The sequence below is a fragment of the Acinetobacter rudis genome, assembly GCF_031157835.1.
Classification (GTDB): Bacteria; Pseudomonadota; Gammaproteobacteria; order Pseudomonadales; family Moraxellaceae; genus Acinetobacter; species Acinetobacter rudis_A.
In genome coordinates, this window is the sequence record NZ_JAVIDR010000001.1 from 315,643 (window position 1) to 341,615 (window position 25,973).

Consider the following 25,973-nt stretch of genomic DNA (forward strand, 5'->3'; position numbering starts at 1 on the left):
AACAATAATATTTTCAAAAAAAAAGATCACGTTTGAGAACGTGATCTAGAAAATGGTGGCTATGACGGGACTTGAACCTGTGACCCCCGCATTATGAGTGCGGTGCTCTAACCAACTGAGCTACATAGCCAAAAACTGTGAGCGCATTATCTAAAGATATCGATATATCGTCAAGCACTGTTTTTAACTAATGCTTATTGTTTATACAAAAATACTTTGTTTGATCGTTTTTTAATTCATTTGACTGTTTTATCGAAAAAATTATCCTACAACCTACATATTTATCAATATTATTCGCACTTTTTCTTAGAGATAAAAAAAGACCACGTTTTGGAACGTGGTCTATAAAAATGGTGGCTATGACGGGACTTGAACCTGTGACCCCCGCATTATGAGTGCGGTGCTCTAACCAACTGAGCTACATAGCCATAAACTTGTGCGCGCATTATCTAGTGTAAATTAAGATAGGTCAAGCACTTATTTAAAAAAAATTTGAAGAAGTGAGCCGATAAGCCGGGTTCTGTCGAGAACGATCATTCCTCTAGGCGCACAATTACTCATACGCTCAAGCAACCTACCCGAATCCAGTACGGGCCGTACCTCAGGATTCCTATTTGGTCTTGCTTCAGGTGGGGTTTACCTTGCCATGAACTGTTACCAGACATGCGGTGCGCTCTTACCGCACCCTTTCACCCTTACCACTCTATCGAAACAGAATGGCGGTCTACTCTCTGCTGCACTTGCCGTCGGCTCACGCCGCCCAGACGTTATCTGGCACCTTGCCCTTTGAAGCCCGGACTTTCCTCCCCCGTTTCGGTCACGAAGACTTAGACGGCGGCGATCGTTTGGCTCACTTCAGGGCTGGCATAGTAACAAAATTTTTTATGAATTACTTGTGTTTTTTTGAGCAATTAACTTTTTATATTTCTCCAGTAGTTGATCTTTGTTCTCCACATGATTTGGATCAAGCGGAATACAATCTACAGGACAAAATAATTGACACTGTGGTTCATCAAAATGCCCCACACACTCAGTACACAAGTCTGGATGAATCTCATAGATCAGTTCACCCATATAAATGGCCTCATTGGGGCACACAGGCTCACAAACATCACAATTGATGCATTCATCCGTAATATATAAAGACACCTTACCAACCTTTTCGATGTTTATTTTCAAAAGCTTCAACCACAATTGGCGGTACAAAGCGAGTCACATCTCCCTTTAACCGAGCAATCTCACGCACTAAAGTTGAAGAGATGAAAGAATACTGTTCCGATGGCGTTAAAAATACGGCCTCAAACTTTGGATCGAGCTGACGATTCATGTTGGCAAGTTGAAATTCATATTCAAAATCAGAAATTGCCCTTAAACCGCGTAATACGGCTGTTGCCTGTTGCTCTTGAAAGAAATCAACCAATAAACCATCAAAACCCACAAGCTCTACATTAGGCAAATGTTTTAAAGACTGTTGAGCTAATTCAACTCGCTCTTCTAAAGTAAAAATTGGATTTTTATGGTGACCTATCGCAATAGCAATCACAACTTCATCGAACATCCTTGCTGCACGACTTACCAAATCAACATGACCATTGGTAATAGGATCAAAAGTCCCAGGATAAATAACGCGAGTTTTACCCATCTAAAAAGCACTCTGACTAATTTTAGGCCCCATTCTAACAAAAAGTTATTTATAGGCGAATCTTTAGCTGCATTTTTAAATGCACTTCACCTCTGCTTCGCTTTAAGGCAAAATAGAGTCAATCTTGGAAATGTAGTCTTATGTCAAAAAATATTGTCGTAAAAAAGAATAATTCTGGCACAATCGCGCAAAATAAACGCGCACGTCATGATTATTTTATTGAGGAAAAGTTTGAAGCTGGGCTTTCATTGCAAGGCTGGGAAGTTAAATCCCTTCGTGCAGGTCGTATGACCATTACTGAAAGCTATATCGTCTTTAAAAACAATGAAGCATTTTTGTTTGGTGCACAGATTCAACCCCTACTTTCAGCATCAACACATGTTGTACCTGAAGCAACACGTACACGAAAACTATTACTATCACGGCGAGAAATTGAAAAGTTAATGGGTGCCGTGAACCAAAAAGGTTATTCCTGTGTACCCCTTGCTTGTTATTGGAAAGGCCATTTAGTCAAAATTGAAATTGCCTTAGTTAAAGGTAAACAGTTACATGATAAGCGTGCAACTGAGAAAGATCGTGACTGGCAACGCGATAAGGCACGGATCTTTCATAAATAAGTTTGATCTTCTACTAATGAAAACCTCGAAATATTGTTCGAGGTTTTTCTTTTAAAAGAGTCACATCATCATTGCCAAACTTATTAGCGTATGGTTATTACGTTTTTAGAAGTGGATGGCCGTTACCACAGTAATGATTGGAAAACACTGCTCTATTCCGCGACAGCTGGTATGGGAATCACCCTTGGGCCAGAAAGTGTCTTGGCAAATGAAATTAAAGCAGGCCGCTTAGTACCTGTGCTCACGCATTATGATATTCCAGCCAGACCGATGCATGTGGTCTACCCTGCTTCACGTAGGCCCACAACTAAACTACGCAGTTTTGTGGATGCACTCATCGCTGAGTTTGGTGAAAGTTAATGAACATCAAAAAAAGGATCACCAGCATAATCTAGTGATCCCTTTTAGCACAGACGATTAATTTAAAATCGTTTCAGCGATTACCCATAAAAGCAAAAGTCGCCATACGCCCCGTTTTAGGCTCACGGCGATACGAGTAATACTCTTGCGCTTGCTTATAAGTACATTGCTCCCCACCCAAAATCAATTCAACCCCTTGTTGTTGCAAGATATAACGGGCAATCGCATAAAGGTCAGCATAATATTTATTCGGCTGTTTCCCTGCGAGAAATGCGCAAGCAACTGCTGGATATTTCTCACAAAATGCTTGACGCACTTCAGCACCAACTTCAAAACACGGTTGACTAATAGCTGCTCCTAACCATGCCCAAGTCGCCTGACTTTTCATTTGCTTACACGTTTGCTCAATTACACCATTCGCCAAACCACGCCATCCGGCATGTAAATTGGCAATTTCTGTACCGTCATGATTACCCAGTACAACAGATAAACAATCTGCTGTCATAATCATCAATGCTTGCCCTGCTTGACGTGTAATTAAAGCATCACCATCAAGTGCAGCCAAATCATGATACGGGTCTACCTCATAACATGTAGTACTGTGGATCTGATTGAGCCAATGCAATTGCTGCACACCATATACAGAGAACTCATCAAGTAAAATCATGCGATGCTGCTGTACGCGCTTTGGGTCATCCCCCACATGCAAAGCCAAGTTAAAACCCTGCAAATGTTCCGAATCTGCAGGTAAAGCGGCTTGATGCTGTATCTGTGTTTGCCCCACATAAATACCCTGTGGTAAGCCCGAAACAAATTGCATATGACTCATCCTTTTGCTTTGTATTCGATGTACTTAGTACGCTTGATTCTCTTTACGTAATATTTCAACCAATTCCGCAAAATCATCTGCCCATGGTGCTTCAAAAGTCATTTCTTCTTTGGTACGAGGGTGAATCAGACCAAGTTTTGAAGCATGCAATGCTTGACGCTTAAACTGACGTAAAAACAGTGTAAATATTTCAGATGCGCCCGCTGGTACACGTACACGACTGACATATACTGGATCACCCAATAAAGGAAAACCAATGTAGTTAAAATGCACACGAATTTGATGTGTACGACCAGTTTCAAGCTGCGCTTGAATACGAGTAAAGTTTTGAAAACGCTCTTTTACGTTATAGTGGGTAATTGCATCACGACCACCCGGAAGTACAGCCATTTTGACCCGATCAACTGGATGACGTTTAATTGGTTCATCAATTGTTCCGCCTGCAATCACATTGCCATAAACCACAAGATCATAAAGGCGGTAAACTGACTTCTTAGCCAGCTGCTTAGAAAGCGAAAATTGTGCTTCCAAAGTTTTTGCAACAACCAATAAGCCACTGGTATCTTTATCAATACGATGTACTAAACCTGCACGAGATAATTCTGCCGATTTAGGATAGTGATATAAAATGGCATTCACCAAAGTACCATTGGGATTGCCTGCACCTGGGTGTACAACCATACCAACGGGTTTATTAATAACCATAATGTCATCATCTTCATAGATGATATCTAAAGGAATATTTTCAGGTTGTGCGGACAACTGTGCTTCTAACTCAACCTCAAGCGTTAATTGTTCATTGCCTTCACAACGATATTTAGGCTTAACTACGTTACCATTTACCAACAAATGGCCATCCTTCATCCACTGTTTTAATTTCTCACGGGAAAACTCATTCCAAACAGTAGCAGCCACTTGATCAATACGTTGACCAAGATAAGATTCATCTAATTGAAATTGCAACGATAAACGTGTTGCAGTTGGCGTTGAATTATGGTTATCTGCATCCTCAGAATCTTCAAGTAAATTGAAATCGTTTTCTGAGAAATTAGAATTAGAAGATTGTGCTGAAGTCATTTGCTCATTGGGATAAAAGTGGTTTAATAGCGCAATTGTAGCCTATTGCCCCCATCAAAAGAGGATTTTTTATGTCTCTACCTCGTTATAAAATTACAATACTCGCTATTTCAGTCAGTTTGGCTACGACATTGGTGGGCTGTAGTAGCAATCCAAGCAAAAAAGAAGTGGTTGATACTGGTCCTAAGTCGAGTGAACAAGTTTATTTTGATAAAGCGCAAAAAGCTTTAGATCGTAAACAGTATGGTGAAGCGATCAAATCATTAGAAGCTATTGATACCTACTTCCCAACGGGTCAATATGCGCAACAGGCTCAATTGGAACTGATTTATAGTAAATTCCAACAAAAAGACTATGAAGGCACGCTTGCTGTAGCGGATCGTTTTATTCAAATGAACCCACAGCATCCTGGTGCTGAATATGCTTACTACGTTCGTGGTGTTGCGAATATGGAGCAAAATTATGATGGTCTAATCCGTTATACATCTTTGCGCCAGTCACATCGTGATGTGAGTTACCTCAAAGTCGCTTATCAAAACTTTGTAGACTTTATTCGTCGCTATCCAAGTAGCCAATATGCTGTTGATGCAGCACAGCGGATGAAGTTTATTGGTCAAGAATTGGCTGAGAGTGAAATGAACGCCGCACGCTTTAATATTAAGCGTCAAGCTTGGTTAGCTGCACTTGAACGCTCACAATGGGTTGTTGAACACTATCCACAAACACCTCAAGTGCCTGAAGCATTAGCAACAATTGTTTATGCTTATAACAAACTTGGTGATAAAGAAAGTGCTCAGCAATATACAGAAGTGCTTAAACTGAATTACCCAAATTTGGTCAAGGCCAATGGGGATGTAAATCTTCGAGCAGCTCGTCGAGAAGGCAGCTGGGTTAACCGTGCAACACTGGGTCTATTTGGCCGTGATGCAGCAACCTCTGCTGAAGATAATACAGAAAAAACAGCAACACCTAAACAAAGTACAGAGACACCAACGCAGCGCAGTTGGCTGAATCGTTTAAGTTTCGGTACATTAGATAAAACACCTGAATAAACGCGTATAGCGCTATTTTCATACAAGTCCAATCTGGTATGAAGACTAAAAGACGAGTATCTGCTCGTCTTTTTTATGCATTGATTTTTTTATTGGGCTGAGTAAGTTACACTGCTGCTTGGCATTTTTTTATTTCTTAACAAGATCTGGCTTCAAGTTTATGGCAATTCCACAACATACCATTGATCAAATTCTAGATCGGACTGATATTGTTGAACTTATTGGTCAACGCGTTAAGCTTAAAAAAACAGGCCGTACCTACTCGGGTTGCTGCCCCTTTCACCAAGAAAAGACCCCCTCTTTCCATGTCTATCGAGATAAGCAGTATTATCACTGCTTTGGTTGCCAAGCCAATGGTAATGCTATTCGTTTCTTAATGGATATTGACCAACGTAATTTCATCGAGGTCATGAAAGAGCTTTCCAGTCAAACTGGAATTGAACTCCCCCAAGAGCAGCATGATAACAAACGTCTTTCTTATACCCGTGAAAAACCAGCACCAAAGCCTACAACCACAAATGTAGCAACAGTTGAAACAACGCCAGAAACACCCTCTCTTGCTCCTGCTGTTAAATCTGATCTTGATTTTGGTATCGATCCATTTGAGCAGTTTCAACCACAATATGCAGATCCAGAACACGATGCCTTTTTTGAACTTCCTAATGAAGAACAACTCGATACAGATGGTAATCTGTATGACTTACTAGAAAATATTGCGAACTTCTATCAACAACAATTACCCCTAAGTAAATCTGCTCAACGTTATTTTAAAAAGCGTGGATTAAGCAATGAAACCATTCAGTATTGGCGTTTAGGCTACGCACCAGATGATTGGCAACACTTACAACATGCCTTTCCTCAAGATATTCAAGGGCTAAAACTACTGGGTTTAATTCGAACAAGTGATAATGGTCGTGATTTTGATCTATTACGTGACCGAGTAATTTTTCCAATTCGAGACAGTAAAGGCCGTGTCGTAGGTTTTGGTGGTCGTGCGCTCAATGATGAAATCAAACCCAAGTACATTAACTCCCCTGACTCAGAGGTATTCCATAAGAATCGTTTGCTCTATGGCTTATATGAAGGTCGTAAACAAAAAGCACATGACTGGCTTATGGTAGAAGGCTATATGGATGTCATTGCATTACAACAAGCTGGTGTTTATGGTGCTGTTGCAACCTTAGGTACAGCAAGTAATGAAGAACATCTTAATATTTTATTTAAACAGAATAATCAACTCACGATTGCTTTTGATGGCGATGCAGCAGGACAAAAAGCAGCACGACGTACACTCGAAATTGCCTTACCCCTTTTAAGTGATGGGCGTGAACTGAAATTTTTTGTCTTACCAGACCAACATGACCCAGACTCATTGATGCGCCAAGAAGGTTTTGAAACATTTAATCGTCTCTGGCAGCAATCTCCTCTTTTGTCTGACTTTATTTTTGCGCTTCTCAGTCAACAACATCAAGTGACGACACCTGAAGGAAAAAGTCAGGTTATGGCTGAGCTGAATCAACTGACTGAACTGCTACCTAAACATGGTTCATACCGCTATTTACTCAAACAGTTCTTTAAAGAAAAATTGGGCTTCAATAAAAAATGGCAGCCTCAAATCAGCCATGATGCCTCATTATCTTTTAATATTCGCACCAAAGATGAAGATTTTGCGATCGCAATTTTAATTCATTATCCTTATTTATATCGCCACTTTGAAACACTACGTGCGATTATTCAACCAGACCAATTGCTTGCACAAATATTAACTACAATAGATCGCGTATTTGATCAACTTCCTGATGATCAGGAACAAGCCAGTTATTTTATTTTAGGTGCATGTAGTGCTTACCATCATGAACTTAATGAAATTCTGCAGCGCACTCATCTACATATGTTGATACAAGCCCCAGAAATGGCCGACCAACAGGCAAAGGAATACGCCCTAGCATTACAAGAAAAATATTTACGCCTAAAACTTAAGTCACCCTCGTCACTTCGAGAATCACGACATCTACGGCAACAACTAAATGAACTGACTAAGCAAATCAGCTTAAAACTTATACAATAAATTCAATTCACACAATTATTTGTGACGTTTAGGTTTTCGGCGTTTGTCTAAAATGTCTGGCAAACTTTCACGAAGCCATTCCATGTGGCTAGGATCTTCGTGCTGTGCTGCCTCTCGCAATAAGATTGAAGTTGGATGCAGAAGTTTTTGTGTTAAACGATGAGCAAAAGCGGTTAACACTTGCTCAGCATCTGCACTACTTTGTAATTCAGCGATGGTTTGCGCTAACTCTTGCTGTTGGAGTTTTTCTGCTTCTTCACGATAAGCACGAATTACATCAGCAGCAGCATCTACTTTTTGTTGAATCACCAGTTTAGAAACCAGTTGATTCACCATAACCTCTGCTTCTACTGCAGCCTGACGACGTTGTGCAAGATTTTCATCAATTACACTTTGTAAATCGTCAACCCCATAAAGATATACCCCATCTAAACTCTCGATTTTAGAGTCAATGTCTCGGGGTACAGCCAAATCAACCATAAGCATTTGCTCATAGCGGCGTTTTTTCAGTGCAGCCTTCACATCAGCATATGCAATGACTTGATGTAAGCTCCCAGTACAGCTTGAAATCACATCTGCACGATGTAAATTTTGTGCCAACTGATCAAAAGGAATAATTTCAACACTGACACGATGAGCAATTTCTTGTGCAAGCTTCTCTGCACGCTCACGCCCACGGTTACAGATTAAAATTTTTGCCACGCCCATTTCAGCTAAATGTTTGGCAACTAAACTGTTCATCTCTCCTGCTGCAACAACCATTACTGTCAAAGTTGAAGCATCAGAAAAGACCTGTAAAGCCAATTGTGCAACAGCATAACCCATTGATACCGCATGGCTTCCTACAGCAGTCTCAGAACGTACTCGTTTTGCTGCATAGAAAGCATACTCAAATATTTGGTTAAGTTGCTGTGATACAACTCCTACATCTTTAGCATAAGATAAGGCTGTTTTAACTTGACCCAAAATTTGCGGTTCACCTAACATAAGTGAATCTAATCCGCTAGAGACACGCATTAAATGGCTTACAGCTTCAGTATTCTCGTAACAATACACATGATTTGATAATTGTTTTACATCAATCTGATTTGACTGAGCCAGCCAATTTAATAAAATATCAGCGTTCTCTGCCATCGCATAGATTTCTGTGCGGTTACAGGTAGATACCACCACCATATCATGTAAGTCATGGTGATGTGATTGCTGTGAAAGCAATTGATTTAAGCGTTCCGGGTTAAACGCAACTCGCTCGCGTAACTCAACAGAAGCTGTTTGGTGATTGACCCCTAATGCAAAGAAAGACATATCAGATCATCATTTCACAAAAATTATGCTATTGTGCATCATTGGTGTCATAAATAAATATTACTTGGATCAAATTAAATTGCGTTATTTCAGCAGCCGATTCAACAACATGGCAATAAAACGTTATTCTACCACACTCTTGCTGGTCGGAGGCATGACCTCGGCTGTTCATTCACGAGCCACCGAGCAAATTTATCATATTCAATCAAATAATGATGCAATATTACAAAGTATGGTGGCAGAATTTGCACTTGCAAATGGAGATATTCCCACTGCATTACATAATTATACGGTTTTAGCTATTCGGAGCAACTCAACGAGTATTAAACAACGCGCACTCAATATTGCAATTGAACAAGAAAATCTACAATCTGCACTCGATATTGCACGACATTGGGTTGTTCAAGAACCTAAAGATGTTCCCGCCAAATTCTATCTTGCGCATATTGCACTCAAGGCCCATGAATACGAGCTGGCAGCACAAACGCTCAATAGCATTTTAACTATTGACCCAAATGCAGATTTAGAAAAAATTCTTGCTGGAATTATGCCCGACTCTGAACAAGACCGAAATAATCTGCTCAATACCCTAAAAGCGAGCCAGAAAAAAGATAATCCATCTATTTTGGTTTTGATCGCTGGTCTTGAAGCACAAAACGGTCATCTTGAGCTTGCATTACAGAGTGTGAATAAAGCATTAGCGAAACGGCCTAAAGTCACAAGTTTTATTTTATTTAAAGCCAATCTATTGATGGCTCTTGGTGACCAAGAAGCAACAGAACAATGGTTTGCTAAAAGCAGTCGAAAAAATAGCCGCAATATTGAAATTCGTTTGGCTGAGGTTCGTTTCTTAATTAAATGTGAGAAACCAGAAGAAGCACTGGAAAAACTACAAAAAATAATTTTAATCTGGCCTGATTCAGATGAGGCATTATTTATTGCAGGTTTGACCGCTATTGATCTAAAAGATTATGAGTTGGCAGAAAAATATCTCATTGAACTCCGTGACTCCGATCAATACCAAAACGAAGCTTATTATTATTTAGCCATTAATGCTGAACGCAAACAGCAGATTGAAGCGGCTAAAGCCTATTACCGCTTAGTAGATGGTAATTTATATACTGTTTCACGCCGTAATTTGATTTCTATTTATGCTCAACAAGAACGACTTAACGATGCTTTAAGATTTTTAACTCAAGAACGTGTTAACTATCCGCAACACGCAAGTTTCTTATATTTGGCTCAAGCCGAGATTCTCAAAAAAATGGGCCATAAACAGGCTGCGCTCAGTTTACTCAGTGAAGCTGTTGAGAACTTACCAGACGATCCAGAGATACTATATGCAAAAATTTTGTTGCTCGATCCATTTGAAGACCGCAACCAACTTGATAAAGCTTTAAAACAATTGTTGGTGCTTGAGCCGAATAGTCCGACTTACCTCAATGCTTATGCCTATACACTTGCCCTACAAAATAGGCGCTTAGATGAAGCCCGTGCTTATGCTGAGCGCGCACTCAACAACGCCCCTGAACAAGCATCTATTTTAGATACCTTAGGCTACATTACATTTTTACAAAATGACTTTGATACGGCCTCAACAGTACTAGGCCAAGCATATAAACTTAATCCAAGTTTAAACATTGGTATACGCTATGCAAAATCGTTATATATGCAAGGTTCATTGAATCAATTTAATGTTGTCTTACAACAGCTCAATGAAAACTATAAAAATGATCCACAATTGGCACAGCTTGATTTACTAGTGTTACCCCACAAACAAAAAAAGAGTTAGATTGAATGACGTTTCAAATACAAGTGAAATATCTTGCAGCAGCATGCTTGACCCTTGGCTTATTGAGTGGCTGTCAAAGCATAAGCACAACAACAGTTTCTCCGCCAGTTGCGGTTGGCCAGATACCAAGTAAACAATTTAGCTTAGAAGGTAAAATCGGGATTAAAGCGCCAAAACAAAGTGGTAGTGCTTTTTACAGTTGGCAACAAGATCAAGATCAATTCAGTATTCAACTCAATGGTATTTTAGGTATTGGTAAAACCATTATTGAGGGTAAACCTGGCCAAGTAACTTTAGACAGCAGTAAGACCGGTTTAATCAGTGCTGGTTCACCAGAAGAATTACTAGAACGAGCAACTGGTTGGTATGCACCTATTACCTATATTGTTGATTGGGTCAGAGCTCAACCCGCCACCACAAATGCTGAACTTGAACGTGATGAACATCAACGTCTCATTAAAATCAACGAGGCCGATTGGAATGTAGATTTAAGTTATGCAGACCAAGATAGCTTACCAAACAAATTAATTATGCGACAAAGCTTAAGTGATGGTGAGGAAATCAAAATCACCCTACTCATTCAAAAACGCTAATACATTGATTTAATTTAGTATATTTAGAAGCAATTCCATATGATCCGCGTTCCAGCACCAGCTAAGCTCAATCTTTTTTTACATATTACAGGCCGTCGTCAAGATGGCTACCATCTTTTACAAAGTATTTTTCAACTGATTGATCTCTGTGATTGGCTACAATTTACACCGCGCGATGACCAACTTATAACGCTAAATGGTTTAGATTTAATCAACCAACAAGATAACCTCATTTATAAAGCAGCACTCAAAATTCAGCCCTTTGCAAAAAACATCTGTGGACTAGATATTCACATTGAAAAAAATATTCCCATGGGTGCAGGTCTTGGTGGTGGCTCATCGGATGCAGCAACAACACTGATCGTGCTCAACCAACTCTGGCAATGCTGCTTAAATTTAGAGCAATTAGCCACACTAGGGCTAGAACTTGGTGCAGATGTTCCCTTTTTCATACATGGGCATAATGCATGGGCTGAAAGTCTAGGTGAGCAACTTACATACATCAACTTAGCTCAGAAAAAATACATTGTGTTAAAACCTGATTGTTTTATCAGCACTCAAATGCTTTTTTCACAAAAAACATTGACAAGAAACACGAAGCCCACTACATTTTGCGCCTATCAGTTAACGCCTTCTACTTTCGGCAATAACTTTGAGCCAGTGGCAAGAAGTTTATACCCAGAAGTTGAAGAAGCAATGCAATATCTCGACCAGTTCGGTGTAGCAAAGCTTACAGGTACAGGTGCTTGTGTATTTACTGAAGTCAATACTGAAATGAATATTGACGAGATAATGAAAAACGCTCCTTGTACTGCGTACTTGGTAAATAGTTTGTCAGAGTCTCCAATGTTACATTTTGAATTGATTAGGAATTAGGGGCGTCGCCAAGTGGTAAGGCAGCGGGTTTTGATCTCGCCATCCGTTGGTTCGAATCCAGCCGCCCCTGCCAATTTCTCACCTGAAAAAATGATGTATGTAATAGGGGCGTCGCCAAGTGGTAAGGCAGCGGGTTTTGATCTCGCCATCCGTTGGTTCGAATCCAGCCGCCCCTGCCATTACAAACATCAATAAGGTTTAGGGGCGTCGCCAAGTGGTAAGGCAGCGGGTTTTGATCTCGCCATCCGTTGGTTCGAATCCAGCCGCCCCTGCCAATTCAAAAAAGACAGTTCAGGTTCCATGATTTTGCAAAGCAATTTGGCTTGACAAAATAATGTAAAACCAGTAAAGTTCTGCCGCATTAGGGGCGTCGCCAAGTGGTAAGGCAGCGGGTTTTGATCTCGCCATCCGTTGGTTCGAATCCAGCCGCCCCTGCCATATCTTTCATATATACCAACCGCCAAGGGTGCTTCATGCCCAATCTTGTCGTTTTTAGTGGAACTGCTCATCCACAATTCGCCCAAAAAGTCGTAAGTCATTTGCACATTCCTTTAGGTGCTGCATCTGTAGGTCATTTCTCTGACGGTGAAATTGCTGTCGAAATTACTGAAAACGTACGTGGTAAAGACGTATTTGTTGTTCAGCCTACTTGTGCTCCAACCAATGATAACCTAATGGAAATCTTGGTTATGGCAGATGCGCTTCGTCGTGCGAGTGCCGGCCGTATCACGGCTGTAATTCCTTACTTTGGTTATGCTCGTCAAGATCGTCGTCCACGTTCTACTCGTGTACCGATTACAGCTAAAGTTGTTGCTGACATGTTAACAACAGTCGGTATCGACCGTGTTGTCATGATTGACTTACATGCTGACCAAATTCAAGGTTTCTTCGATATCCCTGTTGACAACATTTATGGTACGCCAGCGTTATTGGCTGACCTACGTCAACAACAACATGACAACCTTATGGTTGTATCACCAGATGTTGGTGGTGTTGTTCGTGCACGTGCTGTTGCAAAACAAATGGGTGATATTGATCTTGCGATTATTGACAAACGTCGTCAAAAAGCCAATGAATCACAAGTTATGCACTTAATCGGTGATGTAAAAGGCCGTGATTGTGTCATCGTTGATGATATGGTTGATACTGCTGGTACACTCTGTAAAGCAGCAGATGCCTTAAAGCAATTTGGCGCTCGTCGTGTTGTTGCTTATGCAACTCACCCAGTTTTGTCTGGTAAAGCACTCGATAATTTACGTAATTCTGTAATTGATGAATTGGTTGTTACTGACACCATTCCTCTTTCAGCAGAAGCACAAGATCATCCAAAAATTCGTCAAGTTTCTGTTGCAAGTATGGTTGCAGAAACGATTCGTCGTATTAATAACGAAGAATCAATTAGCGCAATGTTTGATAGTTATCTATAATAGCGCGAAATTATTTAAGCCCTGGCCTAAAGTCAGGGCTTTATCACACTAAACTGGTCGAAGGTTTAGTCTATTTAAACTCAATGAGGATTTGCTCATGGCAAACTTTACATTAAATGCGCAAGCACGTGCTGAAGATCTACAAGGGAAAGGTTCGAGCCGCCGCCTACGTCTTCAAGCGCAAGTTCCTGCTATCATCTATGGTGGTGATGCTGAACCTGTAGCTGTAACTTTAGAACTTCGTGAGCTTGTTAAAGCTTTAGAAAGCAATGCTTTCTTTGAAGAAGTAATCGAAATCAAAATTGGTGATAAAGTAGAAAACGTTAAAATCCAAGCGATGCAACGTCACCCTGCTAAAAACACACCAATGCACGCTGACTTCAAACGTGCTTAAGTGTTAAGAAAGGCGTCAAATTCGTGTCGAATATTTCGCTGATCGTCGGTTTGGGCAACCCTGGAAAGGAGTATGCCCAAACTCGCCACAATGCTGGATTTTGGTTTGTTGAGCAAATCGCAGATCGTTATAACATCCCCCTCAAAATCGATACAAAATTCCATGGCCTCAGTGGGCGTGGCAATATTGAAGGCCACGATGTGCGCCTCCTCCTTCCAAGCACTTTCATGAACCGTTCAGGTCAAAGTGTTGTTCCTTTTGCCAAGTTTTATCAAATTGCTCCAGAATCAATTTTAATTGCCCATGACGAGTTGGATATGAATCCAGGCGTTATTCGCTTAAAATCTGGTGGTGGTCATGGTGGACATAATGGCTTAAAGGATATCGTGCCGCATATCGGTGCAAACTTCCAACGTTTAAGAATTGGTATTGGTCATCCTGGCAGTAAAGAGTTAGTTTCTGGCCATGTATTGAGTAAAGCACCAAGTAGTGAACAAAACTTAATGGATGATGCTATTCATCATGCATTATCTCGTTTATCTCTGCTCGTCGATGGTGAAATTCAACAAGCCATGAACCAAATTAACGCTTATAAGCCCTAAGATTTCCAAGCAACTGTTTAGTCTCACGCTTAACATCTTGTTATTATATTAAGTTAGGCGCAAACTGCAGCGGTTCGGACACTAATCATTTCGGATAAGACAATAACACTCGGCATTTGACTCAAACTCAAGTCTAATCAGGAGACGCAAACCGTGCTATCTCGTTTATTAAAATGCAAAATCCATCGCGCAGTCGTTAGTCATGCAGAATTACACTATGAAGGTTCATGTGCAATTGATGGTACGCTTATGGACCTTGCAGGCATTCGTGAATATGAAGAGATTCATGTATGGAATGTGACTAATGGCAAACGTTTTACAACTTATGCGATTCGTGGTGAAAATGATTCCGGCATTATTTCTGTAAATGGTGGTGCTGCACACCAAGCAGACGTTGGTGATCTTGTAATTATTGCGACTTTTGGTGATTTCACCGAATTTGAAGCAGAACACCATAAACCACGTCTCGTTTATGCGAATCCAGATAATACTGTAAATCACACGGCAAACTGTATTCCAGTTCAAGTCGCCTAATTGATTTGCATACTTAAAAGTCCGATGCTATATCGGACTTTTTTATTTGAATAGCATTTTAAGTTCAATATATATGCTTAAAATGTAATCGCTTTTCATTTGCAAGCCCTCGCCTTACTTTAATATCGATGTATACTACATATACATCGCTTCAGGGCGGGGTGTAATTCCCCACCGGTGGTAAGTTAAACATTTTCAATTGAAAGATCATGCTTTAATCAGCCCACGAGCTAATCAACAATACACTAATTGTTGTTTGGCAGATTTGGTGAAAAACCAAAGCCGACGGTATAGTCCGGATGAAAGAAGACGACATCGCCAGTATCCCTTTTCGGGGAAGCTGCTGCGAGCCTGTTTCCATCATGTCCTGAAATGTTCCCACGTACCTATAAATTACGAGAGCGTTTCAATGTCTAGTTTAATCCAATCTGAAATTTTCTTTGCAGCCCTTAGTCCTGCAGAACAACGTATACAACAAGCCCTTCAAGATTTACGCCAAGGTAAACCCATCGTCGTAATGGATGACTTTGATCGTGAAAATGAGGCAGATTTAATTGTTGCTGCTGAAACACTCAATGTTGAAACCATGGCACGTATGATTCGTGATGGTTCAGGTATTGTTTGCCTTTGTCTTACAGAGGAAACGGCTGACCACTTAGAATTACCAGCAATGGTTCGTGACAACTCTAGCCAATTCCGTACTGCATTTACCGTGACCATCGAAGCAGCAGAAGGTGTAACCACTGGTGTTTCTGCACAAGACCGCGTCACCACAATTCAAGCTGCCATCCGAGATGGTGCCGTTGCGAGTGATCTCAATCGTCCAGGACACGTTTTTCCATTACGTGCACGTGAAGGTGGCGTCCTCACCCGTCGTGGCCACACAGAATCTTCCGTTGACCTAGCACGTATGGCTGGTTTAAAACCTGCTGGTGTACTCTGTGAACTCACAAATCAAGATGGTTCTATGTCAGCAGGCATTCAAGTATTGTCTTATGCACAAACCCATCAACTAACAGTCATTAACGTTGAAGAAATTGTGCAATATCGCTTAACACACAATATCTAAGTCTTTTCAATAGCAAATTTTAAGCCTAGGTTATCTACAGCCTAGGCTTATTTTTTTCGAATCACTTGAGTTGCGTTGGCCACTTTTGCTTGGAAAAACTGTTATTCACAATATAAGCAATCAGCACCAAAATGATCGCACCAGTTAATACTGGAAAAAAGAGGAAATGCCACGAATAATCAAATTGATTTGCTGTTAATAAAATCACCAAAGGATTTGCGCCTGCTGGTGGATGTACACAAGCAAAATACTGCATCAAAGCAATAGCCACCCCTACAGCCAAAGCAATGGCCCAAATACTATTACCAAACAACTTTAAAATAATTAAACCAACCGCAGCTGCAAGTACATGCCCCAAAATAACATTACGTGGTTGTGCTAAAGGCGATTGTGAAACAGCATAAAGTAAAACACAACTTGCTCCAAAAGGCGCCATAATCATTGGTTGCTGTGACCACTGACTCAACAATAATAAACATAAAATACTCAAACTCGCACCACATAAAGCACGTAAAATTTCAGTATTACTGGGTCTAACTTTAGGCTTAATAAAATGAAGAATCGACACGTCCATCCCCTATGCTTGATTCTATCAGGATAATAATTTAAAATTGAAAAATAGTACAGATCTGTACTAATTGCAACAAGGATTTTTCCCACATGTCTAAATCAGCAAAAAAAATATTATGTACAGCCGAACAACTGTTTAATCAGCATAGCTTTGTCGCTGTAGGTGTAGATTTAATTCGTGATCAATCTGGATGCTCTAAAACAACGCTTTACACTTACTACCAAAATAAACAACATTTAATCTTAGCTGTTCTCAAACAGCGCCATGAAAACTTCCAACATGGTCTTACCACAAGTGTTGGCCAACTCACCGCTCAGGCTGCCTTAGATGCAATTTTTGCTTGGCACATTGATTGGTTTCAAAGTGAACAATTCAAAGGCTGTCTTTTTGTACGTGCGGTTGCAGAATCTGATCGAAATGAGCAGGAAATCAAAGCGATTGCCCAAGAACACAAGCGCTGGCTCAGACAATTCATTTTGCAATATTGTCAAAACTGGGTGCATGCAAATGAAATCGCCTTACTCTATTTTCATCAACTGGAAGGATTATCAAGTCGCTTTATGGTTGAAGGTTTTGATGCCGATGTGGCGACACAATGTAAAAAACAACTTGATCTCATTGTTAATTTATTAGAGCAAAATAAATAAGAAAAATATAATTTCACAGCATAGTTTTACTTGATTTCTAATAACAATCTGGCTGGCTAAAAAGCCAGCTAGTCATAAATTTAATTGCTAAACAATGTGCTGTAGATTCCATATATTGCAACTAACAATAAGATTCCCCCACAAGCCCCTAACAACTTTGTATACCATCGTGATTTTGCTAAACGGTTAAATGCCAAATACACAGCTGTAAGTGTAGAGAAGTCAAGAATAATCCAAGTGAGTGTAAGAATGATCAAGCTTAAATTAATGTCATGACTTACATGAATGAATTGAGGGAAAAAAGCTGCAAAAAAAATGATGTCCTTTGGATTGGCAATTGCAACTAAAAAGCCTTGTCTGAACCCACCTTGTAAGGCAGTTGATACTTTCATTTCTGCGGTTGTATCTGTACGTCGTGCTTCTATTAATATCTGCACTGCTAAATAGGCAATATAAGCACAGCCTAATATTTTAACAACAGTAAACCAAAGTGGGTCTATTTTTAAAAAGCCTTTGAGTATCAAAATAGAAGCTGCAATTAAAAGCAATGAAGCAAAATTGGTCCCAACAATGGTCTGTAAAGCCTTTCGATACCCACCTGTTAATCCAGCACTTGCAACCAATAACATCACCGACCCAGGAGTTGCAATCATGACCACTACAGCTAAGATATACAGTAATAATTCACTAAAATTCATTTACACCCTACACGTTTACTACTGTTGTTGCCGTTACTCCAGATCTCTAGCCTTAGAGCAACTCCTCTTCATCCCATTGCTGTAAATTATGTTTAATCGAATCTGCTCTTAACCATGCAAAATCATAACTTGCTGTAGCCAATGCTAGAATACGTTGTTCAAACAATTGCCAAGTTGCTTTCACCTGTTTAGCCTGAATGCCAAGCCCACTTTCTTCAGCTAGATTTTTATTTTTTTCACATATTTTTAAAGCTTGATAGAGCAAACGCCCCTGACTTGCTGTTGACAAGACACGAATGCGTTTACTTTTTATAAAAAGCTGTACTTGCTTCATATCAGCCAAAGCCAACATCGGAACCAAAATCTGATCCAACTGTGCATCTAAACGCGCCCAAACAGCCATACGTTCAGCTTCACCGTAGCCATTCCACTGAATAACTTCATGACTAAATCTTCGGCACCCACGGCACACACTGTCCCCAAATACGGTTGAACAACGTCCAGCACAAGGTGTTAAAGTTGGTATACGTCGCTGATTACTCACAAATCCTCCATCTTAATCCCATATTCACTTTAAGAGATTCTCGCTTCTAAAATGAATTCGCGTTAGAATATGCGCCAAATTTTAGCTATCTTAATATATTTGGAGTACTCCATGAACGCTACTGTAGAACAGCTTGCACCTGTAGAACAGCAAGCGAGCACTACTTGGGTTGTTGCCGCGCTTTATCAATTTAAAGAAGTCAAAAATGCTGCTGAATTACAACAGCAACTTTTAGCGCTGGTGAAAACCATTAATCTGTGCGGTACTCTAATTGTTGCGGATGAAGGAATCAATGGTACAGTGGCTGGAGATCGAGCAGCGGTTGATACTATTCACCAATTTTTATTGGATCAAGGCTTTACAGCTATGGAGTACAAAGAGTCTCTAAGCCATGATAAACCTTTTCGTAAAATGAAAATTAAACTAAAAAAAGAAATTGTGACATTAGGTGTTGAGGTTAAACCGCGTGATTTAGTTGGACATTATCTTGATCCTAAACAGTGGAATGAACTCATTGCACGTGATGATGTTGTTTTAATTGATACACGCAATGACTATGAATACAAAGCGGGAACATTTAAAGGGGCAATTGACCCAAAAACAGAAAGTTTCCGTGAGTTTCCAGAGTATGTAAAACAAAATCTAGAGCAACACAAAGACAAAAAAGTGGCAATGTTCTGTACTGGTGGCATTCGCTGTGAAAAATCAACTTCACTGTTGTTACAAGAAGGTTTTACAGAGGTTTATCACCTTAAAGGTGGTATCTTAAAATACCTAGAAGAAACCCCAGTTGAAGAGAGTCTTTGGGAAGGTGAATGCTTCGTTTTTGATGGTCGTACAGCCGTTACGCATGGTGTAGAAGAAGGCGTAAATAGTAAATGTCATGCATGTGGCTGGCCACTCACCCCAGAAGAAGTTGCACTTCCAAGCTATGAACATGGTGTATCTTGTGTTTATTGTATTGACAAGACAACTGACAAACAAAAAGGTGGCTTCCGTATGCGTCAATCTCAAATTGCAGCAGCAAAACGTAAACGCCTCTAAGTTTAACCTCTTGGTTTAAGTCTATTAAATAAAAACCGCAGTTCATTTTGAACTGCGGTTTTCTTTGATTAACACATCGTTATTAGGTGTTGATCTTATTCTGGACTGTGATACATCAAATAAATATCATTTAAATTCTCAGGAATTTCTTCAGCAATTTCATCCATCAACTGACCATTACGACGGAAAGACTCCATTTGTGGATCTTCTTCATCAATGCCACTAAAAACCATCATAGGTAAAGTCAAATCAACCAACTGCTCTTCAAATTCAGGTGCAAACCATGCATCCTCATTCAAGAACATTGCATCAACAAAACCAACACTCCAGTCCCCTAAGCTCGAATCAACAGAAGCTTCCTCAATTTCAAAAGGAAAATCGATTCCTTCCTCATTAGCCAAATTCTGACGCAACTCTGCAAGCCAAAGTTTTACTTGCTCAATCACTAATTTAGGAACTTTGTTCTGATTATTATCAAAAAGTTCATCTAACCAACGATCAAATTGCGGTCCAACAGCAATGGCAGACAAAAAACCATGAGTAGCAGCAAAATCTAGACCATACTCATTTTGGTCACCATCGAGATAATCACTTAGTACGTCTAAATCTAAGACACTCATTTCAATTCCAGCGTAGTTTTCAATAGGTAATTAGCATAACATTTTCATTTCAAACTGTAATCACCACAAAGATGACTATTTGCGCTCTCTGTACAGTAAAGTACAGTCAACGCCATTACTTTTATCAGATTGCTCTAAAATACTTCATGATTTATTCATCTTCTTCGTCATCATCAAAATCGTAATCATAATCTTTTAATTCACGATCTAGCCGACGTTGCGCGAGTAACTCATCAATGAGTCTACGTTTTTCCAATGATTCTTTAGCACTAAGCTTCCCAGTTGACTCATCAAAGCCAACTTCATCATCGCCAAAATTATCATCTAATTCAAAATCGGTTGAAGACACAAGTACTACCTCGGTTAAAAAAATTAAATGGGCCTAGCCGCTATTTATATTTGTTAAATATACTTGTCAAGGATTATTTTGAAATTTGACAAATAACCGCAATATTCTTCTTTATTTGACTTTTTTCTGTATGGGTTCTATGTCATGATGCGACACTTAATCAATTTGCTTCAAATCAATGAATAATTTTGCCGTTGGGCTTGAAATATCTCAACATAGCCCCAATTAATCGAACAACAAGTGTTAAATCAAAAGATTCATAACATGTTAGCGTACTAAATTATCATGATTAATTTTAACTAAATTGTGCTATCATGCACGGTTTTCGACTGCCACAGATTCAACAAAGAGTAAGCAAAAGATGAGCGATATGCATTCCCCTACTTCACAGGTAGCGGCTCTGATTAGCCGAGGCAAAGAACAAGGTTACTTAACCTACGCTGAGGTTAACGATCATCTTCCAGACTCCATCACTGAAAGCGAACAGATTGAAGACATTATTCAAATGCTTCAAGACGTGGGTATTCCTGTACATGAGCGTGCGCCTGAATCTGACGACACCATGTTCGAAGGTAATACCGAAGGTACTGATGAAGTTGCAGAGGAAGAAGCTGCTGCCGTATTGGCTTCCGTTGAAAATGAACCTGGTCGTACTACAGACCCTGTACGTATGTATATGCGTGAAATGGGTACGGTTGAACTCCTTACACGCGAAGGCGAAATTAGTATTGCAAAACGTATCGAAGAAGGTATTCGAGATGTTTTACACTCTATCGCCTACTGGCCAAATGCCGTTGAAGTGGTATTGACAGAATACAAAGAATACCAAAATGGTGAACGCCGTTTAGCCGACATTCTTTCAGGCTATCTTGATCCAGAAACAAATGATGAAATTCCTGAAGTCCTTGTTGATGAAGAAGAAATCGACGAAGATGATGATCGCAGCAATTCGAACAAACCGACCAAAGACGTTAAATTAGATGACGACGAGGAAGAGGAAGAAGAAAGCGATTCTGAAGATGAAGCAGAGTCAGGCCCAGATCCAGAAATTGCACGTGTGCGTTTTGAAGAACTTGAAGCAGCTTGGAATCAAGCTAAACAAGTGATTGCTAAAAATGGTCGTAACAGTGCTGAAGCCAATGAGGCAATGCAATCTTTAGCAACAATCTTCATGATGTTTAAGTTTACACCACGCCTTTTTGATGCTATTTCAGACATGATTCGTGGAACTCATGAACAAATTCGTACTTCTGAACGTGAAGTTATGCGTTATGCAGTTCGTCGCGGCCGCATGGATCGTACACAGTTCCGTACATCTTTCCCGTCACAGGAATCTAATCCTGCATGGTTAGATCAACAAATTGCTAAAGCTTCTCCAGAAGTAAAAGTACATTTAGAAAAAGTACGTCCAGATATCTTGGCATTCCAACAAAAGATTGCCGATATTGAAGCGGATTTAAGTCTTAATGTAAAAGAAATTAAAGACATTTCTAAACGTATGGCGATTGGTGAAGCCAAAGCACGCCGTGCGAAAAAAGAAATGATCGAAGCCAACTTACGTTTGGTTATTTCAATTGCGAAAAAATATACAAACCGTGGTTTGCAATTCCTCGACTTAATTCAAGAAGGTAACATCGGCTTAATGAAAGCTGTTGATAAATTTGAATATCGTCGTGGATATAAGTTCTCAACTTATGCAACTTGGTGGATTCGTCAGGCCATTACACGTTCCATTGCTGACCAAGCACGTACCATTCGTATTCCTGTACACATGATTGAAACGATTAATAAAATTAATCGTGTATCTCGTCAGTTACTACAAGAAATGGGCCGTGAACCAACACCTGAGGAATTAGGTGAACGTTTAGAAATGGACGAAGTTAAAGTTCGTAAGGTGCTGAAAATCGCCAAAGAACCAATTTCAATGGAAACACCTATTGGTGATGATGAAGATTCGCACTTGGGTGACTTCATTGAAGATAGCAACATCACCTCTCCTGTTGATGCTGCAACTTCTGAAGGCTTAAAAGAAGCAACACGTGAAGTTTTAGAAAACTTGACTGAACGAGAAGCTAAAGTACTTAAAATGCGTTTTGGTATTGATATGCCAACTGACCATACTTTAGAGGAAGTGGGCAAGCAATTTGATGTAACACGTGAACGTATTCGTCAGATTGAAGCAAAAGCATTACGTAAATTGCGCCACCCTTCACGTTCAGAACATCTACGCTCATTCCTTGAGAATGACTGATAGTTGAATTGCGATGAATCAAATGATGAAACAACTTGTTTTTGTTTGATTCATCCCCATATTAGTACCAAGTTTATAAAACGCCTGCTCAAGCAGGCGTTTTTCATACATCATGAGAGTAAAACTATGATCGATCGTACTCCATCTCGCGAATTGCGTGAAGACCTCTGGGTATTTCCTATGGACTACCCGATTAAACTCATTGGCGATGCTGGCCCAGACTTACGTGTAGCTGTGGTCGATATTCTCATCAAACATTTTCCCGACTTTGATGAAGCCACGCTCACTGTACAGCCTTCAAGAACTGGTAAATACCATTCTCTAACAGCTCAATTGTGCTTTTATGAGTTAGAACAGGTACATGCCCTTTATGCTGATTTGGCTGCGTGCCCATTGATTAAAACAGCACTGTAATTCTTCAAGCTGTGCAACACATCATATCTACACCCCTGAATACATATTCAGGGGTGTATTATTTTCCAATTGCTACTCTATTCAATTATTGTTGATCTATAATCAAACACAGTACTACTTTGGAATGACCCAAACACATGAATGACTTTGCAAAGCCAATTTTAAACATCAAACAATATCGTGATCTTGCTGATTATGCAGAGCTTTTTCATCAAATGAAAAGCTATACAGAGCAACGTGATCAAAACAGTCCAGATGAAATATGGTTATTGCAACATTCTGCAGTATTAACTCAAGGTCAAGCGGGGAAGCCTGAACATATTCTGATTCCAAGCGACTTACCTGTAGTACAAAGTGACCGTGGTGGACAAGTAACATGGCATGGGCCTGGTCAGCTCGTTATTTATTTTTTATTAGATTTAAACCGATTGCATTGGAATGTACGTACTTTAGTCAGTTTTGCAGAGAAACTGATGATCGACTTACTGCAAAAGTACCATATCGAAGCCTATGCAAAAGCCGATGCACCTGGGGTCTATGTCAATGAAAATAAAATTGGCTCACTAGGCTTTAAAATTCGCCGAGGCCGTAGCTATCATGGACTTGCTCTCAATATAGATTGTGATTTAAGTGGTTTTCATACCATCAATCCTTGTGGCTATGCAGGATTGGAAATGGTACGAATTTGTGATCTTATGCAAGATTACCCTAGTCAATCACAACTATGCCAAGATGTTGTAGAATACTTCAAACAACAAAATTTATTTAGTCAAGTGATTTTAACAGACCTTTAAGACACTATCTTTTTTCCCAAGACCCGACTAGAGTAATTACTCTAAAATATAAGTACGATTAACAAAGGACAGTAGCGTGATTTTTTCTAAACCAATAAAACCAGCTCTTGAAACTGCCTATGTCAAACTCATGATGGATGTTATAGGTCGTGGCTTGGTGATGGCCAGCCAAGTAGATCAAGAGGTTCAGCATGAAATTTCCCAATTTCCAGCCGGCTTCTGCTTATCTATGAACGTATTTCCCAAAGGACCTTCTTTTGTGCTGGAAGTCACTGCGGAAAAGCAATTAAGCTTGGTGAAACAACTGGATAAAAAACCAGATCTTACTGTGACCTTTAAGCATATGCACCATGCTTTTCTTGTATTTTCATTCCAAGAGAGCACAGCAAGATCTTTTGCAAATGATCGTATGATTGCAGATGGAGATGTGAGCCATGCCATTCGCTTAGTCCGTTGCCTCAACAAAATGGAAGCACTCATTTTACCTAAGCTCGTTGCTGAGCTTGCAGTAAAGGAATATCCGACCCAATTAAGTTTCAAAGAAAAAATTAATAGTGCAGCGAACATTTATCTTAAAGTTGCCCAATCATATTTCAAAGGAAGTGTATAAAATGACCAAGTCTTATTATGAATTTTTTTGCCCAGTTAAAGTTATTGCCGGTCATGCAGCACTAGAACACATTCCTTTTGAACTCGCAATCTTAGGTGCGAAGCGCCCAATGATTATTACCGATAAAGGCGTACGGAGTAATCAACTTTTAGCTCCGCTTGAGACTGCATTTACTGCAAGTGATGCTGAAATTGCCTATATCTTTGATGACGTTCCTCCAGACTCTAGTCTAGAAACGGTTACTGCTGCGGCTACTGCCTATCGTGAACATCAATGTGATGCCATTATTGCTGTGGGTGGTGGTTCTGTAATTGATACCTCTAAAGCAACCAATATTTTGGTTTCTGAAGGTGGAGATGACTTACTCAAATACTCTGGTGCACACAATCTCACACGCCCTTTAAAGCCATTTTTTGTTATCCCTACAACATCGGGAACGGGTTCTGAAGCCACTATGATTGCTGTTGTTTCAGACCATCAACGCAACGTAAAACTTCCATTTGCATCACAATATTTAATGCCGCATGCCGCGATTTTAGATCCACGCATGACACAAACATTGCCCCCTCATTTAACGGCAATGACTGCAATGGATGCCCTTACCCATGCTGTCGAATCCTATACTTGTTTGGCAGCAAACCCTATGAGTGATGCCTATGCAACGGCAGCACTTAAAAAGATTGCGCAAAATTTGTTTGTCGTGCTCGAATCACCTAAAGATGCTCAAGCACGCTTAGAATTGGCTCAAGCTTCTACCATGGCAGGTATTGCATTCTCAAACTCAATGGTTGGTTTAGTACATTCGCTTGGTCATGCACTTGGTGCTGTAGCACATCTTCCACATGGTTTATGTATGAACCTCTTTTTACCGTATGTATTGCAATATAACAAAGAGGTTAATCACGGAAAAATTGCAGAGCTACTCTTACCATTAGCCGGTGCTGACATCTATGCACAAACACCAGCAGATGAGCGAGCAGATAAAGCCATTGATATGATTTTAACCATGCGTGATCGAGTTTATGATTTAACCAAATTACCGCGAACTTTACGTGAAACAAGTCGCGTACAACTTGAGCAACTTGATGAAATTGCAGAAAAAGCACTCAATGATGGCTCTATTATCTTCAATCCGAAAGAAGCAACCTTACTCGATCTAAAAATGATATTAGAAAAAGCTTGGTAATTTCAGAA

At 40.0% G+C, this 25,973-nt stretch carries 29 protein-coding genes, 6 tRNA genes, 1 other RNA gene and 1 riboswitch; of the genes, 23 read left to right on the top strand and 13 right to left on the bottom strand.

Features of this window, described 5'->3' with window-relative positions:
• Positions 1-53: 53 nt before the first annotated feature.
• The 5 genes from RFH42_RS01455 to coaD form a co-directional block, all read right to left on the bottom strand.
• A tRNA-Met gene (locus tag RFH42_RS01455) sits at positions 54-130 on the bottom strand.
• 221 nt (positions 131-351) lie between these two features.
• A tRNA-Met gene (locus RFH42_RS01460) sits at positions 352-428 on the bottom strand.
• Positions 429-493: 65 nt separating this feature from the next.
• Positions 494-857, bottom strand: an RNA gene (gene rnpB / locus RFH42_RS01465) — RNase P RNA component class A.
• A gap of 25 nt (positions 858-882) precedes the next feature.
• On the bottom strand, positions 883-1,149 hold the full coding sequence (locus RFH42_RS01470) for a YfhL family 4Fe-4S dicluster ferredoxin (protein WP_308973734.1): 267 nt from the start codon (positions 1,147-1,149) through the stop codon (positions 883-885).
• A 1-nt stretch (position 1,150) separates the two neighbouring features.
• Entirely contained in the window at positions 1,151-1,642 is a 492-nt protein-coding gene (gene coaD / locus RFH42_RS01475) for a pantetheine-phosphate adenylyltransferase (protein ID WP_308973735.1), read from the bottom strand.
• Positions 1,643-1,782: 140 nt separating this feature from the next.
• Between coaD and smpB the strand changes: the two genes are divergently transcribed.
• Complete coding sequence (smpB, locus tag RFH42_RS01480) at positions 1,783-2,259, top strand: SsrA-binding protein SmpB (protein ID WP_308973737.1); 477 nt, start codon at positions 1,783-1,785, stop codon at positions 2,257-2,259.
• Between the two features lie 90 nt (positions 2,260-2,349).
• The gene (locus tag RFH42_RS01485) at positions 2,350-2,619 is read left to right on the top strand and encodes a LysR substrate-binding domain-containing protein (RefSeq protein WP_308973738.1); all 270 of its coding nucleotides are present in this window, start codon (positions 2,350-2,352) and stop codon (positions 2,617-2,619) included.
• Between the two features lie 73 nt (positions 2,620-2,692).
• Here RFH42_RS01485 and pgeF read toward each other — a convergent pair whose 3' ends face one another.
• Together pgeF and rluD are read right to left on the bottom strand one after the other, a co-directional pair.
• On the bottom strand, positions 2,693-3,439 hold the full coding sequence (gene pgeF / locus RFH42_RS01490; protein WP_308973739.1) for a peptidoglycan editing factor PgeF: 747 nt from the start codon (positions 3,437-3,439) through the stop codon (positions 2,693-2,695).
• A 33-nt stretch (positions 3,440-3,472) separates the two neighbouring features.
• Positions 3,473-4,525, bottom strand: a complete 1,053-nt coding sequence (gene rluD, locus RFH42_RS01495; protein ID WP_308973740.1) for a 23S rRNA pseudouridine(1911/1915/1917) synthase RluD — start codon at positions 4,523-4,525, stop codon at positions 3,473-3,475.
• Positions 4,526-4,596: 71 nt separating this feature from the next.
• Here rluD and RFH42_RS01500 point away from each other — a divergent pair, with 71 nt between their 5' ends.
• Both RFH42_RS01500 and RFH42_RS01505 read left to right on the top strand, forming a co-directional pair.
• Positions 4,597-5,577: an outer membrane protein assembly factor BamD gene (locus RFH42_RS01500; protein WP_308973741.1), complete on the top strand. Its 981-nt coding sequence runs from the start codon at positions 4,597-4,599 to the stop codon at positions 5,575-5,577.
• Between the two features lie 160 nt (positions 5,578-5,737).
• Entirely contained in the window at positions 5,738-7,645 is a 1,908-nt protein-coding gene (locus RFH42_RS01505; protein ID WP_308973742.1) for a DNA primase, read from the top strand.
• Positions 7,646-7,660: 15 nt separating this feature from the next.
• Here the strand turns inward: RFH42_RS01505 and hemA are convergent, their stop codons facing one another.
• The gene (gene hemA, locus RFH42_RS01510; RefSeq protein ID WP_308973743.1) at positions 7,661-8,950 is read right to left on the bottom strand and encodes a glutamyl-tRNA reductase; all 1,290 of its coding nucleotides are present in this window, start codon (positions 8,948-8,950) and stop codon (positions 7,661-7,663) included.
• A gap of 109 nt (positions 8,951-9,059) precedes the next feature.
• Between hemA and RFH42_RS01515 the strand changes: the two genes are divergently transcribed.
• The 12 genes from RFH42_RS01515 (at position 9,060) to ribB (ending at position 16,237) form a co-directional block, all read left to right on the top strand.
• A complete protein-coding gene (locus RFH42_RS01515; protein ID WP_308973847.1) occupies positions 9,060-10,742 on the top strand; it encodes a tetratricopeptide repeat protein in 1,683 nt (560 codons plus the stop codon).
• Between the two features lie 5 nt (positions 10,743-10,747).
• Complete coding sequence (lolB, locus tag RFH42_RS01520) at positions 10,748-11,335, top strand: lipoprotein insertase outer membrane protein LolB (protein WP_308973744.1); 588 nt, start codon at positions 10,748-10,750, stop codon at positions 11,333-11,335.
• Between the two features lie 39 nt (positions 11,336-11,374).
• Positions 11,375-12,211 (top strand): 4-(cytidine 5'-diphospho)-2-C-methyl-D-erythritol kinase, encoded by an 837-nt coding sequence (gene ispE, locus RFH42_RS01525; RefSeq protein ID WP_308973745.1) that lies wholly within the window; start codon positions 11,375-11,377, stop codon positions 12,209-12,211.
• Positions 12,210-12,284: transfer RNA gene (locus RFH42_RS01530), tRNA-Gln, on the top strand. Before ispE ends, RFH42_RS01530 begins: the two co-directional genes overlap by 2 nt.
• A 31-nt stretch (positions 12,285-12,315) precedes the next feature.
• Positions 12,316-12,390 (top strand) — tRNA-Gln (locus RFH42_RS01535).
• Between the two features lie 21 nt (positions 12,391-12,411).
• A tRNA-Gln gene (locus tag RFH42_RS01540) sits at positions 12,412-12,486 on the top strand.
• Positions 12,487-12,574: 88 nt separating this feature from the next.
• Positions 12,575-12,649: transfer RNA gene (locus RFH42_RS01545), tRNA-Gln, on the top strand.
• Between the two features lie 35 nt (positions 12,650-12,684).
• Positions 12,685-13,638 carry a ribose-phosphate pyrophosphokinase gene (locus tag RFH42_RS01550; RefSeq protein WP_308973746.1) on the top strand — a complete coding sequence of 318 codons (954 nt, stop codon included), beginning with the start codon at positions 12,685-12,687 and terminating at the stop codon, positions 13,636-13,638.
• 97 nt (positions 13,639-13,735) lie between these two features.
• On the top strand, positions 13,736-14,032 hold the full coding sequence (gene rplY, locus RFH42_RS01555) for a 50S ribosomal protein L25 (RefSeq protein ID WP_308973747.1): 297 nt from the start codon (positions 13,736-13,738) through the stop codon (positions 14,030-14,032).
• Between the two features lie 23 nt (positions 14,033-14,055).
• The gene (gene pth, locus RFH42_RS01560) at positions 14,056-14,634 is read left to right on the top strand and encodes an aminoacyl-tRNA hydrolase (RefSeq protein WP_308973748.1); all 579 of its coding nucleotides are present in this window, start codon (positions 14,056-14,058) and stop codon (positions 14,632-14,634) included.
• Positions 14,635-14,787: 153 nt separating this feature from the next.
• Positions 14,788-15,168, top strand: coding sequence for an aspartate 1-decarboxylase (panD, locus tag RFH42_RS01565; protein WP_308973750.1), 381 nt, complete (start codon positions 14,788-14,790; stop codon positions 15,166-15,168).
• Positions 15,169-15,312: 144 nt separating this feature from the next.
• Positions 15,313-15,483, top strand: a riboswitch (FMN riboswitch).
• A gap of 94 nt (positions 15,484-15,577) precedes the next feature.
• A complete protein-coding gene (gene ribB, locus RFH42_RS01570; RefSeq protein WP_308973751.1) occupies positions 15,578-16,237 on the top strand; it encodes a 3,4-dihydroxy-2-butanone-4-phosphate synthase in 660 nt (219 codons plus the stop codon).
• A gap of 61 nt (positions 16,238-16,298) precedes the next feature.
• Here the strand turns inward: ribB and RFH42_RS01575 are convergent, their stop codons facing one another.
• On the bottom strand, positions 16,299-16,805 hold the full coding sequence (locus RFH42_RS01575; RefSeq protein WP_308973752.1) for an HPP family protein: 507 nt from the start codon (positions 16,803-16,805) through the stop codon (positions 16,299-16,301).
• Positions 16,806-16,897: 92 nt separating this feature from the next.
• On the opposite strand from RFH42_RS01575, the gene RFH42_RS01580 reads away from it, so the two are divergent.
• Entirely contained in the window at positions 16,898-17,455 is a 558-nt protein-coding gene (locus RFH42_RS01580; RefSeq protein ID WP_308973754.1) for a TetR/AcrR family transcriptional regulator, read from the top strand.
• An 80-nt stretch (positions 17,456-17,535) separates the two neighbouring features.
• Here RFH42_RS01580 and RFH42_RS01585 read toward each other — a convergent pair whose 3' ends face one another.
• Positions 17,536-18,153, bottom strand: a complete 618-nt coding sequence (locus tag RFH42_RS01585) for a LysE family translocator (protein WP_308973755.1) — start codon at positions 18,151-18,153, stop codon at positions 17,536-17,538.
• A 52-nt stretch (positions 18,154-18,205) separates the two neighbouring features.
• The gene (locus tag RFH42_RS01590) at positions 18,206-18,697 is read right to left on the bottom strand and encodes a DUF1289 domain-containing protein (RefSeq protein ID WP_308973756.1); all 492 of its coding nucleotides are present in this window, start codon (positions 18,695-18,697) and stop codon (positions 18,206-18,208) included.
• A gap of 111 nt (positions 18,698-18,808) precedes the next feature.
• Here RFH42_RS01590 and trhO point away from each other — a divergent pair, with 111 nt between their 5' ends.
• Positions 18,809-19,741 (top strand): oxygen-dependent tRNA uridine(34) hydroxylase TrhO, encoded by a 933-nt coding sequence (gene trhO, locus RFH42_RS01595; RefSeq protein ID WP_308973758.1) that lies wholly within the window; start codon positions 18,809-18,811, stop codon positions 19,739-19,741.
• A gap of 95 nt (positions 19,742-19,836) precedes the next feature.
• Here trhO and RFH42_RS01600 read toward each other — a convergent pair whose 3' ends face one another.
• Both RFH42_RS01600 and RFH42_RS01605 read right to left on the bottom strand, forming a co-directional pair.
• On the bottom strand, positions 19,837-20,361 hold the full coding sequence (locus tag RFH42_RS01600) for a YecA/YgfB family protein (RefSeq protein WP_308973759.1): 525 nt from the start codon (positions 20,359-20,361) through the stop codon (positions 19,837-19,839).
• 151 nt (positions 20,362-20,512) lie between these two features.
• Positions 20,513-20,710, bottom strand: a complete 198-nt coding sequence (locus RFH42_RS01605; RefSeq protein ID WP_308973760.1) for a PA3496 family putative envelope integrity protein — start codon at positions 20,708-20,710, stop codon at positions 20,513-20,515.
• Positions 20,711-21,014: 304 nt separating this feature from the next.
• On the opposite strand from RFH42_RS01605, the gene rpoD reads away from it, so the two are divergent.
• The 5 genes from rpoD (at position 21,015) to RFH42_RS01630 (ending at position 25,965) form a co-directional block, all read left to right on the top strand.
• Positions 21,015-22,961 carry an RNA polymerase sigma factor RpoD gene (gene rpoD, locus RFH42_RS01610; RefSeq protein ID WP_308973761.1) on the top strand — a complete coding sequence of 649 codons (1,947 nt, stop codon included), beginning with the start codon at positions 21,015-21,017 and terminating at the stop codon, positions 22,959-22,961.
• Between the two features lie 126 nt (positions 22,962-23,087).
• Positions 23,088-23,375, top strand: a complete 288-nt coding sequence (locus RFH42_RS01615) for a YbeD family protein (RefSeq protein WP_308973762.1) — start codon at positions 23,088-23,090, stop codon at positions 23,373-23,375.
• A gap of 137 nt (positions 23,376-23,512) precedes the next feature.
• Positions 23,513-24,169 carry a lipoyl(octanoyl) transferase LipB gene (gene lipB, locus RFH42_RS01620; protein WP_308973764.1) on the top strand — a complete coding sequence of 219 codons (657 nt, stop codon included), beginning with the start codon at positions 23,513-23,515 and terminating at the stop codon, positions 24,167-24,169.
• Between the two features lie 130 nt (positions 24,170-24,299).
• Positions 24,300-24,779, top strand: coding sequence for a hypothetical protein (locus RFH42_RS01625; RefSeq protein ID WP_374990723.1), 480 nt, complete (start codon positions 24,300-24,302; stop codon positions 24,777-24,779).
• A gap of 1 nt (position 24,780) precedes the next feature.
• Positions 24,781-25,965, top strand: a complete 1,185-nt coding sequence (locus tag RFH42_RS01630; RefSeq protein WP_308973766.1) for an iron-containing alcohol dehydrogenase — start codon at positions 24,781-24,783, stop codon at positions 25,963-25,965.
• The last annotated feature ends 8 nt before the right edge of the window (positions 25,966-25,973 follow it).

Excerpts from the sequence above, each read along its gene's own strand:
- rluD (WP_308973740.1), bottom strand. The coding sequence starts at position 4,525 with ATGACTTCAGCACAATCTTCTAATTCTAATTTCTCAGAAAACGATTTC.
- RFH42_RS01585 (WP_308973755.1), bottom strand. The coding sequence starts at position 18,153 with ATGAATTTTAGTGAATTATTACTGTATATCTTAGCTGTAGTGGTCATG.
- lolB (WP_308973744.1), top strand. The coding sequence starts at position 10,748 with ATGACGTTTCAAATACAAGTGAAATATCTTGCAGCAGCATGCTTGACC.
- coaD (WP_308973735.1), bottom strand. The coding sequence starts at position 1,642 with ATGGGTAAAACTCGCGTTATTTATCCTGGGACTTTTGATCCTATTACC.
- ispE (WP_308973745.1), top strand. The coding sequence starts at position 11,375 with ATGATCCGCGTTCCAGCACCAGCTAAGCTCAATCTTTTTTTACATATT.
- RFH42_RS01505 (WP_308973742.1), top strand. The coding sequence starts at position 5,738 with ATGGCAATTCCACAACATACCATTGATCAAATTCTAGATCGGACTGAT.
- RFH42_RS01600 (WP_308973759.1), bottom strand. The coding sequence starts at position 20,361 with ATGAGTGTCTTAGATTTAGACGTACTAAGTGATTATCTCGATGGTGAC.
- RFH42_RS01580 (WP_308973754.1), top strand. The coding sequence starts at position 16,898 with ATGTCTAAATCAGCAAAAAAAATATTATGTACAGCCGAACAACTGTTT.
- RFH42_RS01500 (WP_308973741.1), top strand. The coding sequence starts at position 4,597 with ATGTCTCTACCTCGTTATAAAATTACAATACTCGCTATTTCAGTCAGT.
- RFH42_RS01615 (WP_308973762.1), top strand. The coding sequence starts at position 23,088 with ATGATCGATCGTACTCCATCTCGCGAATTGCGTGAAGACCTCTGGGTA.
- trhO (WP_308973758.1), top strand. The coding sequence starts at position 18,809 with ATGAACGCTACTGTAGAACAGCTTGCACCTGTAGAACAGCAAGCGAGC.
- lipB (WP_308973764.1), top strand. The coding sequence starts at position 23,513 with ATGAATGACTTTGCAAAGCCAATTTTAAACATCAAACAATATCGTGAT.
- pgeF (WP_308973739.1), bottom strand. The coding sequence starts at position 3,439 with ATGCAATTTGTTTCGGGCTTACCACAGGGTATTTATGTGGGGCAAACA.
- rplY (WP_308973747.1), top strand. The coding sequence starts at position 13,736 with ATGGCAAACTTTACATTAAATGCGCAAGCACGTGCTGAAGATCTACAA.
- RFH42_RS01550 (WP_308973746.1), top strand. The coding sequence starts at position 12,685 with ATGCCCAATCTTGTCGTTTTTAGTGGAACTGCTCATCCACAATTCGCC.
- RFH42_RS01485 (WP_308973738.1), top strand. The coding sequence starts at position 2,350 with ATGGTTATTACGTTTTTAGAAGTGGATGGCCGTTACCACAGTAATGAT.
- RFH42_RS01515 (WP_308973847.1), top strand. The coding sequence starts at position 9,060 with ATGGCAATAAAACGTTATTCTACCACACTCTTGCTGGTCGGAGGCATG.
- ribB (WP_308973751.1), top strand. The coding sequence starts at position 15,578 with ATGTCTAGTTTAATCCAATCTGAAATTTTCTTTGCAGCCCTTAGTCCT.
- RFH42_RS01625 (WP_374990723.1), top strand. The coding sequence starts at position 24,300 with ATGATGGATGTTATAGGTCGTGGCTTGGTGATGGCCAGCCAAGTAGAT.
- smpB (WP_308973737.1), top strand. The coding sequence starts at position 1,783 with ATGTCAAAAAATATTGTCGTAAAAAAGAATAATTCTGGCACAATCGCG.
- hemA (WP_308973743.1), bottom strand. The coding sequence starts at position 8,950 with ATGTCTTTCTTTGCATTAGGGGTCAATCACCAAACAGCTTCTGTTGAG.
- RFH42_RS01630 (WP_308973766.1), top strand. The coding sequence starts at position 24,781 with ATGACCAAGTCTTATTATGAATTTTTTTGCCCAGTTAAAGTTATTGCC.